Annotated in this window: 11 protein-coding genes; 3 read left to right on the top strand and 8 right to left on the bottom strand. The window is 28.8% G+C overall.

Features of this window, described 5'->3' with window-relative positions; translation table 4 throughout:
- Window positions 1-262: 262 nt before the first annotated feature.
- On the bottom strand, window positions 263-3,004 hold the full coding sequence (gyrA, locus tag ACWXVU_RS01775; protein ID WP_456012056.1) for a DNA gyrase subunit A: 2,742 nt from the start codon (window positions 3,002-3,004) through the stop codon (window positions 263-265).
- A 96-nt stretch (window positions 3,005-3,100) separates the two neighbouring features.
- The gene (gene trmB, locus ACWXVU_RS01770; RefSeq protein WP_456012055.1) at window positions 3,101-3,706 is read right to left on the bottom strand and encodes a tRNA (guanosine(46)-N7)-methyltransferase TrmB; all 606 of its coding nucleotides are present in this window, start codon (window positions 3,704-3,706) and stop codon (window positions 3,101-3,103) included.
- Window positions 3,707-3,845: 139 nt separating this feature from the next.
- Between trmB and ACWXVU_RS01765 the strand changes: the two genes are divergently transcribed.
- Entirely contained in the window at window positions 3,846-4,460 is a 615-nt protein-coding gene (locus ACWXVU_RS01765) for a DUF402 domain-containing protein (protein ID WP_438340542.1), read from the top strand.
- A 52-nt stretch (window positions 4,461-4,512) separates the two neighbouring features.
- On the opposite strand, the gene ACWXVU_RS01760 is transcribed toward ACWXVU_RS01765, so the two are convergent.
- From ACWXVU_RS01760 to ACWXVU_RS01740, 5 genes are all read right to left on the bottom strand, one after another.
- Entirely contained in the window at window positions 4,513-5,790 is a 1,278-nt protein-coding gene (locus tag ACWXVU_RS01760) for a hypothetical protein (RefSeq protein ID WP_456012054.1), read from the bottom strand.
- 204 nt (window positions 5,791-5,994) lie between these two features.
- Window positions 5,995-8,190, bottom strand: coding sequence for an ATP-dependent zinc metalloprotease FtsH (gene ftsH, locus ACWXVU_RS01755; protein WP_456012053.1), 2,196 nt, complete (start codon window positions 8,188-8,190; stop codon window positions 5,995-5,997).
- A 59-nt stretch (window positions 8,191-8,249) separates the two neighbouring features.
- Window positions 8,250-9,191 carry a tRNA lysidine(34) synthetase TilS gene (gene tilS / locus ACWXVU_RS01750; RefSeq protein ID WP_456012052.1) on the bottom strand — a complete coding sequence of 314 codons (942 nt, stop codon included), beginning with the start codon at window positions 9,189-9,191 and terminating at the stop codon, window positions 8,250-8,252.
- Complete coding sequence (pth, locus tag ACWXVU_RS01745) at window positions 9,181-9,735, bottom strand: aminoacyl-tRNA hydrolase (RefSeq protein ID WP_456012051.1); 555 nt, start codon at window positions 9,733-9,735, stop codon at window positions 9,181-9,183. Before pth ends, tilS begins: the two co-directional genes overlap by 11 nt.
- 40 nt (window positions 9,736-9,775) lie before the next feature.
- Window positions 9,776-12,052: an ATP-dependent DNA helicase gene (locus ACWXVU_RS01740; protein ID WP_456012050.1), complete on the bottom strand. Its 2,277-nt coding sequence runs from the start codon at window positions 12,050-12,052 to the stop codon at window positions 9,776-9,778.
- A 131-nt stretch (window positions 12,053-12,183) separates the two neighbouring features.
- Between ACWXVU_RS01740 and serS the strand changes: the two genes are divergently transcribed.
- Both serS and ACWXVU_RS01730 read left to right on the top strand, forming a co-directional pair.
- A complete protein-coding gene (serS, locus tag ACWXVU_RS01735; RefSeq protein ID WP_444704939.1) occupies window positions 12,184-13,449 on the top strand; it encodes a serine--tRNA ligase in 1,266 nt (421 codons plus the stop codon).
- Between the two features lie 87 nt (window positions 13,450-13,536).
- Entirely contained in the window at window positions 13,537-14,127 is a 591-nt protein-coding gene (locus ACWXVU_RS01730; protein ID WP_456012049.1) for a hypothetical protein, read from the top strand.
- Between the two features lie 69 nt (window positions 14,128-14,196).
- Here ACWXVU_RS01730 and pyk read toward each other — a convergent pair whose 3' ends face one another.
- On the bottom strand, window positions 14,197-15,618 hold the full coding sequence (pyk, locus tag ACWXVU_RS01725) for a pyruvate kinase (RefSeq protein ID WP_438340534.1): 1,422 nt from the start codon (window positions 15,616-15,618) through the stop codon (window positions 14,197-14,199).
- Between the last annotated feature and the right edge of the window lie 198 nt (window positions 15,619-15,816).

Here is a 15,816-nt window from a genome sequence, read left to right as displayed (position 1 = left end):
AATTCTATTTCATGCATAATAAGACCACCTATAACATTTTACTATATATGTTAGGTGGCTCATTTTTGTTGCAATTTAACGTAGGCATTATAAAAGCGCTAAAAAAGTAATAAAAAAGTCCTAAAATGGACTTTTACTTGCAACTATGCGTATTTAATATATAACAACAAAAGATTTATTTTGTGCTTGGTTTAAATACATCTAATATTTTATAATATTTTAACTAACTAATTTAATATTATATTTTTTATTTAAACAATTTTTATTCATTATTATTGGTCTTTTCTTCATTTTGAATATCAAGATCAACATCACTCGTAATATCTTTTAATTCAGTATCAGTCAATTGACGTGTTTCATTTTCCTCGCCTGTTTCGTTAATTACTTTTGCCACTGCAACAATAGAAGAATTTCTCTTCTTTAGATCGATTAATTTAACTCCTTTTGCATTTCTTCCAGTAATACTTACGGCTTTTAGTGAAAATCTAATTGTAACACCCTCGTCGGTTATAACAATTATATCCTCAGTTCCTTTTACAGTTGCTGAGTAAGCAAGTTCGCCAGCTTTTCCTTCATTTAAAGCTAAAACACCCTTTGAATTTCTTTTTGTTTTTCTAAATGAATCAACAAGGCTTAATTTTCCATATCCACTTGCACCAAGGCTAAAAATATAATTTCCCTCGCTCGAGGTCGAAGCAGAAACTACCTTTTCATTTTCTCCTAATTTTATTCCCACAACGCCAGCTGCTAATCTACCTTTTGAATTAATATCAGCCACCTCAAAACGTGATAATTTTGAATTATTGGCTGCTATAAAGATATCCTCATTATCAGTCGCAACTAGTGCCTCGACAAGACTATCTCCATCCCGCAATCCAAATGCTAGTTTTCCGTTTCGATTAATTAATTTATATAATGATAAATGTGATTTTTTAATAATTCCCTTCTTAGTTACAGTTACTAAGAATTTATTTTTATCATAGTCGCTATCATCAACACTTAATATTTTTATAACACGTTCATCACTACTTAAAGCACCAATGATATTAATAATTGGTGTACCTTTTGATTGCTTAGTCCCCACTGGGATTTCATATCCTCTTACACGATAAACCTTAGCTCCAGTAGTGAATATCAATAAATCAGTATGTGTATTAGCTACCAGAATGTCTTGAATATCATCGTCTTGATAGGTTTTAGCAGTTGAAACACCAACGCCACCGCGGTTTTGTTCTTTGTACTCATCTAAATCTAAACGTTTTAAATAGCCATTTGTAGTAACAGTAATGACAACGTCCTTTCTAGGAATCAAATCCTCATTATTAATATCAGAGGCTTCATCTCAATTAATTTGTGTTTTACGGCTATCTCCATATGCTTCTTTGATTTCGTTTAACTCTTTTATTATTAGATCAATTAAAGCATTTTTATCGCCCAATATTCTTTGATATTCGCCAATTCTTTCGTGAACTAATGCCAGCTCTTCATTCATCTTAGTAATAGCTAATCCAGTTAATCTGCCGAGTCTCATATCAACAATGGCCTTGGTTTGAATTTCACTTAAATTAAACTTATTACTTAATTCTGTTTGCGCTTCTACATCAGTTTTTGATTTCTTTATAATTTCAATTACACGGTCGATATTTTCAACGCAAATTTTAAGGCCTTCCAAAATATGAGCTCTTGCTAAATCTTTTTCTAAATCAAACTGCAATCTTCTTGTAAGAACATTAATTTGGTGTTTTAAATATACTTCTAAAGCAGTTTTTAAATTAAGTTTTTGCGGTTCATTATTAACTAGAGCTACCATATTAAATGAAAATCTAGTTTGAAATTCTGTTAATTTAAATAATTTATTCAAAATAACTTCTGGGACATATGCCTTCCTAATTTCGATTACAATTCTTATACCATCGCGGTTTGATTCATCACGAAAATCGGAAATTCCTTCAATTTTTTTATCCTTAATTAAATGATTTATACTTTCAATTAAGCTTGCTTTATTTTTACCGTATGGAATTTCTGTAATAATAATTTTAGATTTGCCGTTACTCAATTCCTGAATAGTTGCCTTTGAACGTATAGTAACACGGCCAACTCCTGTTTCATAGGCGCGTATTAAACCTTCTTTGTCAAAAATTATCCCCCCAGTTGGAAAATCTGGACCTTGAATATATTCCATTAATTCACTTATTGTAATATCAGGGTTTTTTGCCAATGCACAAACACCATCGATAACCTCATTTAAATTATGAGGTGGGATACTTGTTGCCATACCAACAGCAATACCATATGAACCAGAAACTAATAAATTAGGAAATCTAGAAGGCAATACCACTGGTTCTTTTTCTGTCCCATCATAGTTATCAATAAAATCAACAGTATTCTTCTTAATACCATCAACCATAGCGCCCGCAATCCTTGACATCCTTGCTTCTGTATAACGCATAGCCGCAGCAGAATCGCCATCAATAGAACCAAAATTACCATGGCCATCAATTAAAGGATATCTCAAAGAAAAATCTTGAGCCATTCTAACCATTGCTTCATAAACTGAACTATCACCATGAGGGTGATATTTACCCAACACATCCCCAACAATACGAGCAGATTTTTTATGTTGCACATTATGAAACATCCCCAATTCGCTCATACCATATAATATTCTACGATGAACTGGCTTTAGTCCATCCCTTGCATCAGGTAAAGCCCTTGCAACAATAACACTCATTGCATATTCAAGAAACGAACTCTTCATAACCGTTGCAAGATCAGCTGGTCTTAGTCCGTTTACTTCACTATCTAGAATTTGACTTTGGACAACATAGCTTTCATTATTTTGGGGAATATATTCCTCTTCATCATCTATTGTTTCTTTTGGCTCGTCATCAAAAACTCTTTTAATTTCATCGCTAACTGCATAAAAATCATCTATTGTTTCCTCTTTGCTTTTTTCCTGGCTCACTTTTAGTTCATCTAGTTTTTTTTCTTCATCATTAAGCATATTTACTCCTATAATATATTACAAAGTAATATATTAATTATATCAAAAAAGACATAAAAATTAAAGGCATAAAAAAACCATAAACTTTTTTATGGTTTAAAATTTAAAAGCAATAAAATAAATTTTTTTGCCTTCATTTCTGAATTTTTCTTCATAATCAGTCAATTTATTTTCAATTTGATAATTACAATTATGTAAATCCGACGTATGATAAATTATATCAGCGTTAAATTCCTTTAATTGTTCCAATGCAAATTCATATAACCCGTTATTATCAGTCTTAAAATAAACTTTGCCTTCCTTATCAAGAACAGATTTATATTGTTCTAAAAAGGTTTTATAAACTAGTCTCCTCTTAAAATGCCTTTTTTTAGGCCATGGATCAGAAAAAGTTAGCCAAATTGTTTTTACCTTATCGGCAATAATTTCATTAAGTTTAGCAGCATCGCCCACAATTATCTTCATATTTTTTAAAGACTTTTGTTCAATCTTTTTGAGCGCTAATAATGCTGGGGTCGAGTATTTCTCTATACCTATATATTCATTTTCCGGATGACATAGTGCTAATTCTGAAAGCATCTTTCCCTTTCCCATACCAATCTCAACAACGGCATCCTTTTTAGGTGTATAAGGGAATTGGTTAATATAAAATTCGCTATTTTCGAGAGTGCTTAATGCGTTTTTATTATGTCTTAATCTCATAGATAAAATTGTATAAAACCTTCTTGCATATTTTTTAAAAAAGATGGTTTTTAGTAACTTTTGTTTATAATTTTTATGATAACTAACTAAGTAAAATTAGTTTCTTATACATATATTAATTATTTAAAAATGAGGATACATGAGCTCTAATAATGAGATTAAGAGTTTTCATGATTTAGCAAAACAAGAAAATATATCAAAATTAGAATCAAGAAAACCTAAGAAACTATATCAAATGGGTCAGCTAGTTTCTGTTCAAGCTTTTAAGTATGATGGCACATTATATCGACAATATGAAGGGTGTAAAATCATAGCTAATCTTGATGATTTTGTTGTTGTTTTATTAATGAAAACAAAAGTGCAAGAATCAAATATCAACTGGCTAGTTTCAAAACCTATTTTGTTTTTCTTTGCCAAAAATAAATTTTATAATGCTTCGATAACTCTTAATGATGATAGACCAAACAATATTTATGTTAATTTAGCTAGCCCTTTTTTTATTGAGGATAATATCATTAAATACATTGACTTTGACCTTGATATTAAATGCTACAACGATGATGAGTTTAACGTTATTGACTGAATTGACTTTAAAGAATCGATAACCAAGTTAAATTATCCTTTAAAATTGATTTATCGCATCTATAATGAACTTGATTTTTTAGAAGAACAAAGTAGATTAAAAAGGGGTATTTTTTCTAAAAAACTTATTAACGATATTAAAAAACAATTAATAAATTCCGGCGATATTTAGAGTATTTAAGACTAATAAAAATAGAGGAGTTTCCCTCTATTTTCTTTTTATTTTAAGCAATTTCTATTTCGGAAGAAACAACTTCATTGCCAATAATAGGAGCACCTTTTTTAACAAATTCAGCACCTTTATATTTAATTATTAAAATAAATTTACCGCCTTTTTCATTAACTTCATAATCAAGCTTGCTGCTAATTTTTGTTTGATTATTTTTCATGTATGTTGGTTTAGAAGGGTTTGCAAGTTGATAGTTTTTTCCGTCTTTATTTCACTCAATACCGTTTGATAATAAAACCTGGTCCGATTCATTCAAATCTTTTCAATTAGGGTGTTGATTTTTTTGTGTCCAAACAATGGCATGCGAGGTGTATGAATATCATAGATCAATATTTTTTTGTTTTAAATCTTCTTTTAAGGAACCTTTTTTAGAATATTTATCATTTAGTTTAAACTTACCTTGTGTAGTTTTAATAAAGGCATCAACATCGCTAATTTTTTCATTAGTTTTTGGTACCTTAATTGAAAATTCTAATTTAGAAGTATTAGAAGTATCGGAAATTATATGATTTCCATCTTTACTGTATGATGCACTTTTATATTCAACAATTACTTCAAAATCAACAGTCTTATTTTTTCCATCAGAATCATCTTTCTCACTCTTTTTGACTATTTTATAGTTAAGCTGCGATTGCAATTCTATTGAATTTCTTTTCTTATTTTCATAGGTTGATTTTTCAGAATTAACAAGTTGTGTATCTTCCAATAAACTAGTATTTTTTATTGTAAATATTACATCAACACTTTTTTTTCAATTAGGATTCTTACCTTGTTGTGTTACAACTATATTTTTATCTTTTCTGCCATATCATAATCAAACTTCTTTATTTAATAATTTAGCACCATATTTAGTTTTATTTTCTTCACTAACCTCAAAGATATCTTTTAATTTCTTAATTACTTGATTTTCTTTTTTTGTTTCATCAATAGGAGCACTTGGATTATCGCCTGGTTTGTCATCTGGTTTAGGTGTTGGTTGTTGTTTGTTTTTTAATTTAATCTCATTAATTTCATTAATAAATGCATCCTTTATTCGTTTAATTTCTGCATCTGACTTCGCTTGAGCTAATAAATTTCTTGTCTTTGTAACACTTTGCGCTAATAAAATTTTTGTTTCAGCAGTTAAACTTTTATCCTCTTTGATAGTTTTATTAACATTTTCAATTTCTTTTTCTAATAATTGTTTTTCAGAATTAGAGCATGAAACTGCTAAAACAGGAACAATTCCGATACTTGTTAAGGGCAATAATATTTTTAATAAACTCTTCTTCATAATCTTTTCTTCCTTTGCGTGTTTAATTTACATTATCTATACAGTAATTTATAATTAACTAAATTATAATATATAACAATTACATAAACAAATTAAAGCTAAAAAAGATACTTAATATAACACATATGACAAATTATTAAATTAAAATCCCAAAAGACACCATGTTATTGTCTATTGGGATTTTAAATAAAAAGTTATTCAATTTTAATTATTATCATCATTTTCATCATTACCAGACAAATTATCATCGAATGGAACATCATGTTTTGCAAGTTCCTCTGCTAAGTCGTTTTTATATTTATCCTCAGTTATTTTTTTAGCTCCTGAAACTTCATTAAATAAATTATTAAAATCAACTTCTGAATAATCTACTTTTAATTGTTCTTTTGTTTTGCTTAGCCCTTCTGGTAATTTCATATTTTCAGCAATATATTCAATTTCCTCAGCAACGATTGTTTCTTTAATAATAAGAGCATCTTTAATTAACTCTAATAAATCGCGATTCTCTGAAATAATTTTATGTGCTTCGCGTTCTGCTGTAAGAATAATTTTGCGAATTTGTTCGTCAATTTCTTGGCCGACCTTGTTTGAAAAGGAAGCATTTTTCATATAATCACGCCCTAAAAATGGATTTGATGTATCTTCCTCATACTTAATAGGTCCTAAATCAGATAAACCTCATTCAGTAACCATTCTACGTGCAATAGATGTTGCCTTAGCAATATCATCACTAGCACCAGTTGACACATTTTCCTTTCCATAAATAATTGCCTCGGCGACACGGCCACCCATAAATGAAGTAATAATAGCAATTAACTCTGATTTTGAACGATTGTATTTTTCTTCCTCAGGCATCATTAAATTATATCCACCTGCCTGACCACGAGGGATAATGGTAATCTTTTGTACCTTATTGCCGCCTTTCATTTTAATTCCAACAACGGCATGGCCCGCTTCATGATACGCAACTGCTATATTTTCTTTTTCAGAAATTGTTCTTGATTTCTTAGCAGGACCCGACATAACTCTATCAATAGCTTCATCAATTTGTTCTAAAGTAATAAATAGAGTTCTTTCTCTAACACTCAATAATGAAGCCTCATTAATTACATTTTCGAGTTGGGCACCCGAAAATCCAGGAGTTCTTCTAGCCAATTGTGAGAAACTAATTTTAGGATCAACTCTTTTCCCTCTCGCATGTAATATTAGGATTTGTTCTCTTTCTTTAATATCAGGGAGTCCGACAGTAATAGTTCTATCAAAACGACCAGGTCTTAATAAGGCAGGATCAAGAACATCGGTTCTGTTAGTTGCTGCCATAATTAAAATTCCACTATTTTCCTTAATGCCGTCCATTTCTACTAGCAATTGGTTAAGAGTTTGTTCTCTTTCATCATTTCCGCCACCAATTCCAGCGCCCCGCGATCTACCTACAGCATCCAATTCATCGATAAATATAATTGCAGGTGCATGTTTTCTTGCTTCTTCAAACATATCTCTAACACGTTTGGCACCAAGACCAACAAACATTTCCACAAAATTCGAAGCAGAAATAAAGAAGAAAGGCACATTAGCTTCCCCTGCTGTAGCTTTTGCAATTAAGGTTTTACCAGTTCCTGGAGGGCCTCCAAGTAAAATACCTTTAGGGATTCTGGCACCCGCAGCGTCATATTTATTAGGATTTTTTAAATAATCAACTAATTCTTTAACTTCTTCCTTAACTTCCTCATTTCCTGCTATATCTGAGAATTTTTTATTTGAATATACTCTTTGTGCTAATGATTTATTACCTATACCAAAATCACCGCCCAATCCTCTTCTTGACATTGATTTTAAGCTAAATACAATAGCAATAATAATAATTCCAAAGAAGATTACATTAATTGCTGGACTTATGTATTTTTCGAAGATGCCAGCCTGTGGAATTGGTGCTGAACTAAATGAGCCAGAAATACCACCACTTGTTGAAGTTATGGCACTAAGAGCTTCATAATATGTTTTAGTATTTGTTCATGAAATTAATGAAGATGGTAATTCCCTTTCTAATAATCCACTTAAGTTAATCGTAAATGAATAAGATGAAAAGGGATAAAATTTTCGACCAAGCAAAAATTGCAATTCATTCTGGGTTCCATTAACTGTAATATTTAAAGTATCAGAATAAGTATTTTCTAATCATTGCGAAACATAAAGACCATCAGTTTGACTTTTTGCTGTTTCTCTTACGACTTTTTCTAAAAAACCAAGATTCTCGTATTTGATTGAAGCAGCACGAATTTGATCAACTGCAATTAAAACAAGAACTATAAAGGCAACAATAGCAATAAAAATCCCAACTATTCCAAATAATCCAATTTTTTTCTTTTCTTTCGGTTGTGGAGAGTTATTTTTATTTCCCATATAAAACTCCTTTCTATAGTAATTTAATATAATTTATTAGCAAAATTATAAAATAAAAATTAATTTTTACAAATTTTTAGAGACGCTTGCTTCTTATAGATAATTACTTCATCATTAATTTTAAAACCTTTAAAATTTTTTTGAGACATAATAAACTTTTTAAATGAATTTAATTTATTTAATGAAATTTTAATATCTTTAACATTAGCGTGCAAATATTCAAATAAAATTTCATTAATATAACAATGATCAAAATTTAGAATTTTATAATTGTAATTAGATTGCCTAAACTTTTTAAATTCATTATTTACAAGATTTTGTTTTTTTTCTAATTCTTTATTCAAGAATTTTAATTTTAAAAATAATTCATCTTTTTGTAAAGAAGAACATTTTTTTAGTCCAATTCTAATTTTATTTCTAGTATATATAGGCAAATTATTTGTATAATCAATAGCATATGGTATCGCAAATTGATTACAGAATGCTAAAATTTCATCTTTATACCACAAATTAATCATCGGTCTAAAAATATTCATGTTATTAATTTTATTTAATGGCATTATCCCATATTGTTTTGGGTGTCTAAAAGTTTGCTTCTGAAATAAGAATGTTTCAAGACAATCATCCTTGTGATGCGCAAGAACTAAATAATTAGCCTTATATTTATCATAAATTTTTTTATAAAATGCATATCTTTGATCACGTGCTATTTTTTGAAAATTACCAACATGATCATTTGATTTTTCTATTGAAAAAATTTCGCATACGATGTTATTTTTATAGCAAAAATCTCGAACTATTTTTTCATCTTTTCACGAGTCCTCACGCTTATTATAATTAACACAAGCAACAATAATTTTTTGATTTTTCATAAGATTGAGCAGTCACATTGAATCAGGTCCACCACTAATGCCAAGGATAAAGGTTTCATCCAATGAAACAAGGTTATTAATAAATTCATTAAAAAATTTTTGTCTTAATTCAATTAACTTATTTTCCATAAATTTTACCTGAATAGTTATTCATAACATAACGAATATCATTACTAATAAATTGAATTAAAGCATCAGATGCTGCATCAATAACTTTTTCAATTACCAATGAATCACTATAACTAAATTTTCCTAAAACAAAGTTAATAGCGTTTTCCTTTCTACCAATCCCCACTTTTAAACGTTTAAAATCTGGGGTGCCTAGATGGTTTATAATGCTCTTAATGCCATTATGGCCTCCTGAAGAGCCTGATTGTCTAATAGTAACTTTACCAAGTTCGGTATCCATATCATCATAAACGACAATGATATCGTCGATCATTATTTCAAAATAATCGCAAATTGCTTTAATAAATTCGCCACTATTATTCATATATGTCAAGGGTTTAGCTAAAATTATTTCACTATCCTTATAAAAAATTCCATTAAACTTTTTTTCCTTTAGGGGACATTCTAATTTCTCGGCAAGTTTGTCAATAACCATAAAACCTACATTATGTCTTGTTCTCTCGTACTCAACACCTGGGTTTCCCAATCCAACAATTAATTTCATAATTTCTCCTTAATAATTAAAAATTAAAACAAAATATTTGTTATTTATGATTTTTCATTCATAGATATTGAATATTAGTAATTCTTTTGGAATCATCATCATTTGCAATACCAAATTCTAGCGCACTTTTTTCGCCTATAATAACACTATATTGCTTTGCTCTTGTTATTGCTGTATATATTAATTTTTTACTTAATAATTTTTTGGCTTCTGAGAATAAAATTACAATCACGGCCTTGCACTCACTACCTTGATATTTGTGAACACTTGTACAATAGGCTGAATAGGTATTTTCAAAGAAATAGGATCTTGGTAAGGTAACCACTTTGTCATCACTATCAAATTCAATGGAAATGTGTGATAAAATAGGTTCCTTTTTTGTTGTTGATTTAGCATATATAAATTTCGAAATATAACCTATTTCACCATTAAAAACTTTCAATTTAGAATCATTAACTAGGTTGATAATTTTATCATTAATTGCTAATGTTCTTTCACGATATTTAGCGACTTCAGGTTTTTCTTTATTTCTAAAATAACTAATAAGAGCCTCATTAACTTCATCAATACCAGTTTCATAACGATATATTGGGCTAAGAATAGCTATGTCTTTTTTTGTATAGCCTTGAGCTAATAATTCTTCAATCTTCTTAATTAATTTATTTTTAAGTTCAAGGCGATTTGTTGGATAAAATTCAGAATTTTTTGATTCAAAATCCGGAAATACCCCTTCATTTATTTTTAAAGCATCTTTAACAATATCAAAGTTTCCAGATTGACGATATATATTAGTTAAAATAATAGTTTTAAAAATATTATTCTCAATAAAATCTTTAATTAAGTAGCCACTGCCAATGGCCGGCAATTGATCCTTGTCACCAACTAAGATAATTTTAGTTAATGTATATTTTGATATGCCTTTTAAAAGATTATAAAACAAATCCAATGACACCATTGAAAACTCATCAATAATTAAAATACTAATATCAGAGGTTGAATCTTCATTAGTAAAAAATCTGTTACTTTCCTGATCTCAACGCAAAAAACTATGAATTGTTTGGGCCTTCATATTTTCTTGCTTTATATTAATATTAATTGTTGCTCGACCAGTCGGAGTTAAAATTGCTATATCGTTATGATCATATTTTTTAGCTAATTGGTCAATAATTTCATTAGTTATTAATGTTTTACCAGTCCCAGGATTGCCAGTAATTAATACTAAATTCTCAGTTAAAGCTGATCTAATAGCTGTGACTTGTTGTGCATCAAAAATCGATGGAATATTTAAAATATTAGGCTCTTCGTAATTTGATTTCTTTAATATATATGAAAGACGCTTTACAACATATTCTTCTTTATAGATTGTATCGCGAGTAGTATAGTACTCACCATCAATGTATTTTAAAGAAATAAGCAATCTTTTTTCTAATAATTGGGCAACTGTCTCATCAAAATGTTTCTTAATACTATTAAAAATTTCATTATTAAAAATATTACATAGGGTTTTATAAAATTTATCTACTTTAATTCGCGTATTACCAGAATTAAAAAAATATTCTTCCACAAATGCATATAAATAAGTTGCGTTTTTTTGAACTAGCGATGTAGGATTAAATTCAATTACAATCTTATCAATATCAGATATCTTAATATTTTCATATTCTTCAAGGTCAAAATAAAAATCGTATAAATTATCAAAATACTCATCTAGAAAACTTTTGAGGCTACTAAATTTCTTTAAAATTAACCTGCTTGTTGCCTTTGAAACATTAATCTTAAAAAGGTGTGATATATCAATTAAATATTGAAAGTTATTTTTTATTATTTCCACAAGTCTTTTTCAATCTTCCGCAATAATACCAAATGTTTGGCCATAAAGCTTTTTATCGTCATAAATTTTTTGAAAAACATCTTCTCCTAAATCTCTTATTAATGTATTAAACTTAACATTTTTTAATTCATTAAATAGCTCTAATTTAAAAACTTGACTTAAATATTCATTTTTTTCCTCAATTAGAAGCTCAGACGTAACTTTTTTAAAAGGGATTTGGGAATCGATCAAATAACTATCATTATATTTTGAAAGGTTATTTTTAATTACGCTTATTTCATATTTTTTTTCGTGAATTTCAATTTTTAATTCGTCAAATAAATGATCATAAAAAGTTATGGTTATTGAATTATAGGAATTTAAGATTATGGGATTTTTTTTATCATTTTCTAAAACTTTAAAAGCCACAATTGCTGTACGCTGATCTCTTGATCTCCATAACACTTTTTCAAATGTTCCAGTTACTATAAAATTCTGTTTAAGCATATCTTTTTAATTGTAGCACAATCATACTTTTTTATGACCTATTTAAGGATATGCAAATTAAAGTTAATAACAACCATACTTTATTAAAAAAGTATAAAATTATTGATAGTTTAATTCAGGGAGTTTAAAATATGATTGATCTAAAATATCTTTTAAAAAATAAGGAAGAAGTAATTAAAAAACTTGCTAACAGAAATTTTGACCATTTAGCACTTGATAAAATTTATGAACTTGGTGACAAAAGAAATTCATTGATTCATAATTTAGAAGGTCTTCAGGCCAAAAGAAATAAACTAAGCGAAGAAATAGGAATCAAAAAAAGAAATAACCAAGATTATAACTTGCTAATGCTAGAAGTAAATGAAGCCAAAAAACAAATTGAATCAATCGAATCTGAAACAAATCAAATTGTCAAAGAAGTAAATGAGTTATTATTACAAATACCTAATATCCCCTATGATGACGTGCCAATAGGTTTAAGCGATGAGGATAATGTTTGCATTGGCGAATATGCTAACCTTGGACGTGGATTAGTTAAAAATGTCTTGCCGCATTATGAAATCGCAACTAAGCTTGATATTGTGGATTTCCAAAGAGCCGTTAAACTTTCAAAATCACGCTTTGCACTTTATAAAAACGATGGGGCTAGATTAATTAGGGCGCTTGAAAATTTCATGTTAGATACACATATAAAAAATGGATATAAAGAAATTATGCCAATGCACCTAGTTAATTCAAATATGCTTTATGGCACAGGACAACTCCCAAAATTTGGCGAAGATCTTTTTAAGGTCGAAAATAGTGACTTATGACTGATACCAACTGCCGAGGTTCCAGTCACCAATTTGCATTACGATGAAATATTAAATCTTGAAAATCCTATCAAATATGTCGCATATACTAAATGCTTTAGATCTGAAGCTGGGAGTGGTGGTAAAGATACAAAAGGCTTAATTAGACAACACGAATTTCACAAAGTTGAACTAGTTAAATTCGTTAAACAAGAAGATGGCTTATTGGAATGACAAAAAACGGTCAATGATGCAAAAAGCATTTTAGAATTACTAGAAATACCTTTTAGAGAGCTTATATTATCAACAGGTGATACGGGTTTTGGGTCAGCTAAAACAATTGACCTTGAGTTGTGAATTCCTTCTGAGCAGAGATATCGCGAAACTAGTTCAATTTCAATTTATAAGGATTTTCAAGCGATTAGAGCAAAAATTAGATATAGAACTAAAGAGGGAAAAACTAAATATGCATACACAATAAATGGTTCTGGTTTGGCCATTGATAGAGTTGTTGCTGCTATCTTAGAAAATTATCAAAATGAAGACGGTTCGATAACTGTTCCAAAAGTTTTAGTTCCATATATGAATAAAGAAATAATAAGATAAATAACGTTTAATATTTTAAACAATTAAATGTTATTAAGAAATCAAATTATAAATTCTTTATTATCCTAAAAACGGGGAAGAATAAATATGCAACCAGAGAAAAACGAAAATATTCAAAATGAAAATGTGTTATATGAGGAATCAAAAAATTTGTTAAAAAAACTTAATGAGCCGTTAAATTCCTATGAAGATTTCACTAAAATTTTCTCGATTGAGGAAATAAGTAAGAAACAACATGACGATTTTTGCAAACTATATGACGGGGAAGAAGAATATAACCAAGAATGAGGCCACACATTTTTCTGCTATTACTACTATCTTAGTAAACATAAAATTATTGACTCAATAAAAAGAGATTTCTTCCTAACAAAGTCAGAATCAGAAGAAAAATTATATAGTTTAACTACCTTAGAAATTCTTGACAAATTGCCAAATATGATTCTTTTTTTGGATAGAAAAATTCTTGCTAATAAATATATTTGACTAGACACCAAAATAGGCGAAATTCTATACTCAATGTATGGTGAAACAACATTTGGTTTTTTGGATAAATATTTTGAAACAAATGAAAGAATTACATTTAACCCTTTTTCATACATCATAAATCAAGAAATTTCTAAGCAACTAAAAAAGTTGAGAAGTACATATAAACTCGACAAAAAAATATGATCTAAATAAATAAATTAAAATTGTTTAAATTAAAACCGCATGCCTAACGCTGCGGTTTTTTATTAATAAAAATAACTTTTAGAACTCATGTGAAGTAATATTTAAACTATCTACAACAATAAATTTATCACCTTTTTTAGCACCATATTCCTCTAAAACTTGACGTCCGGCATCGTGATTATATTTTATTAAAGATCTTACAGCTTCTGAATGTTTTTCGCAAAATACGCCCGCAGTTACTCCATAACTCCATACAAGTTTGTCGTCACTTACAACACCAATAATATGAGCATTAGGACGATACTTAGCTACCTCTTTTAATAATTTACCACTATGTGATAAAACAATAGCAAACTTATAATCGCCAGGTTGCAATATTGATGCTACTTCATAAGCAATTAGCATTCTTGAATTTTGATCATTAGCAACCTTTTGAATTTGTTTCTCATAGAACAATTCAGTAAAATATTCTTTTTCAGCTCTCTTCGCTATTTTGGCCATTGTTTTAACAGCTTCAACTGGATATTTTCCAGATGCCGATTCACCAGAAAGCATAGTTGCATCAGCACCTAATTCAACAGCGTAATAAACATCAGTAACTTCTGCTCTTGTTGGTAAAGGATTATTTTCCATTGAGTCAAGCATTTGTGTTGCAACGATAACATTCTTTCCTTGAATTCTTGCTGCACGAATAATTTTCTTTTCTCAATATGGAACATCATAATAAGGTATTTCTAAACCTAAATCACCTCTAGCAATCATAATTCCATCAGATGCTCTAATTATTTCGTCAATATTGTTAATTGCCATTTGAGATTCAATCTTTGAAATTATTTGAATATGTTGTCCGTTATGCTCATCAAGAATTTTTCTTATTTGATTAACCTGCGCTGCATTATTAACAAATGATGCTGCTATATAGTCAACTTTATATTGAGTTCCTCAAATAATATCATTAATATCTTTTTCTGATAAAAATGGTAGAGAGAAATTAACGCCCGGAATATTAACTCTTTTATTTGTTTTTAATTTATGAGAATTTATAGTTTCAACAATAACTTCATTAGGTTTTACTTCTTTAACAATAGTTACCAATTTACCATCATCAATCAATACCTTATTACCTTCATTAACATCTAGGTCCATACGATATGAAACGGTAATAGTATTCTCATCTCCAATTAAATTTTCATATGATTTTTTATCTGTTCTAATAGTTAATTTATGTTTAGCAGGAATTAAGCAAACGCCATCTTGCATCTTACCAATTCTGATTTCTGGCCCTTTTGTATCCAACATCAATGAAATTGGTCTATCTATTTCTTTTGATATTTGTCTAGCAATGTCAAACTTTCTTTTATGATCGTCAATTGTACCATGTGAAAAATTTGCTCTAATGGTTGTAACACCAGCTTCAATTAAAGCTTTCATTGTTTCATAACTTTCACTTGAAGGTCCGACTGTAGCGACTATCTTAGTTCTTAGTTCATTAAATTTCATGTTATGCCTTTCGAAATTTTTTATATAATAAAATTTTACTCTTTATTTAAAACTTGTTTTTTTAAATAATGATAAAAATACCAAAATTACTTTCCTTTAAAGATTTTTTAATTTTACATTAGTTAAGATTTGACTGCAATAATAAATTAGCAAGATAAAAAATTATTTTTCTACTAATTTTAAGGGACAAAATATACA

The organism is Mycoplasma sp. 2575 (genome assembly GCF_053851635.1).
This window is presented reverse-complemented; position numbering and strand designations above follow the sequence as displayed.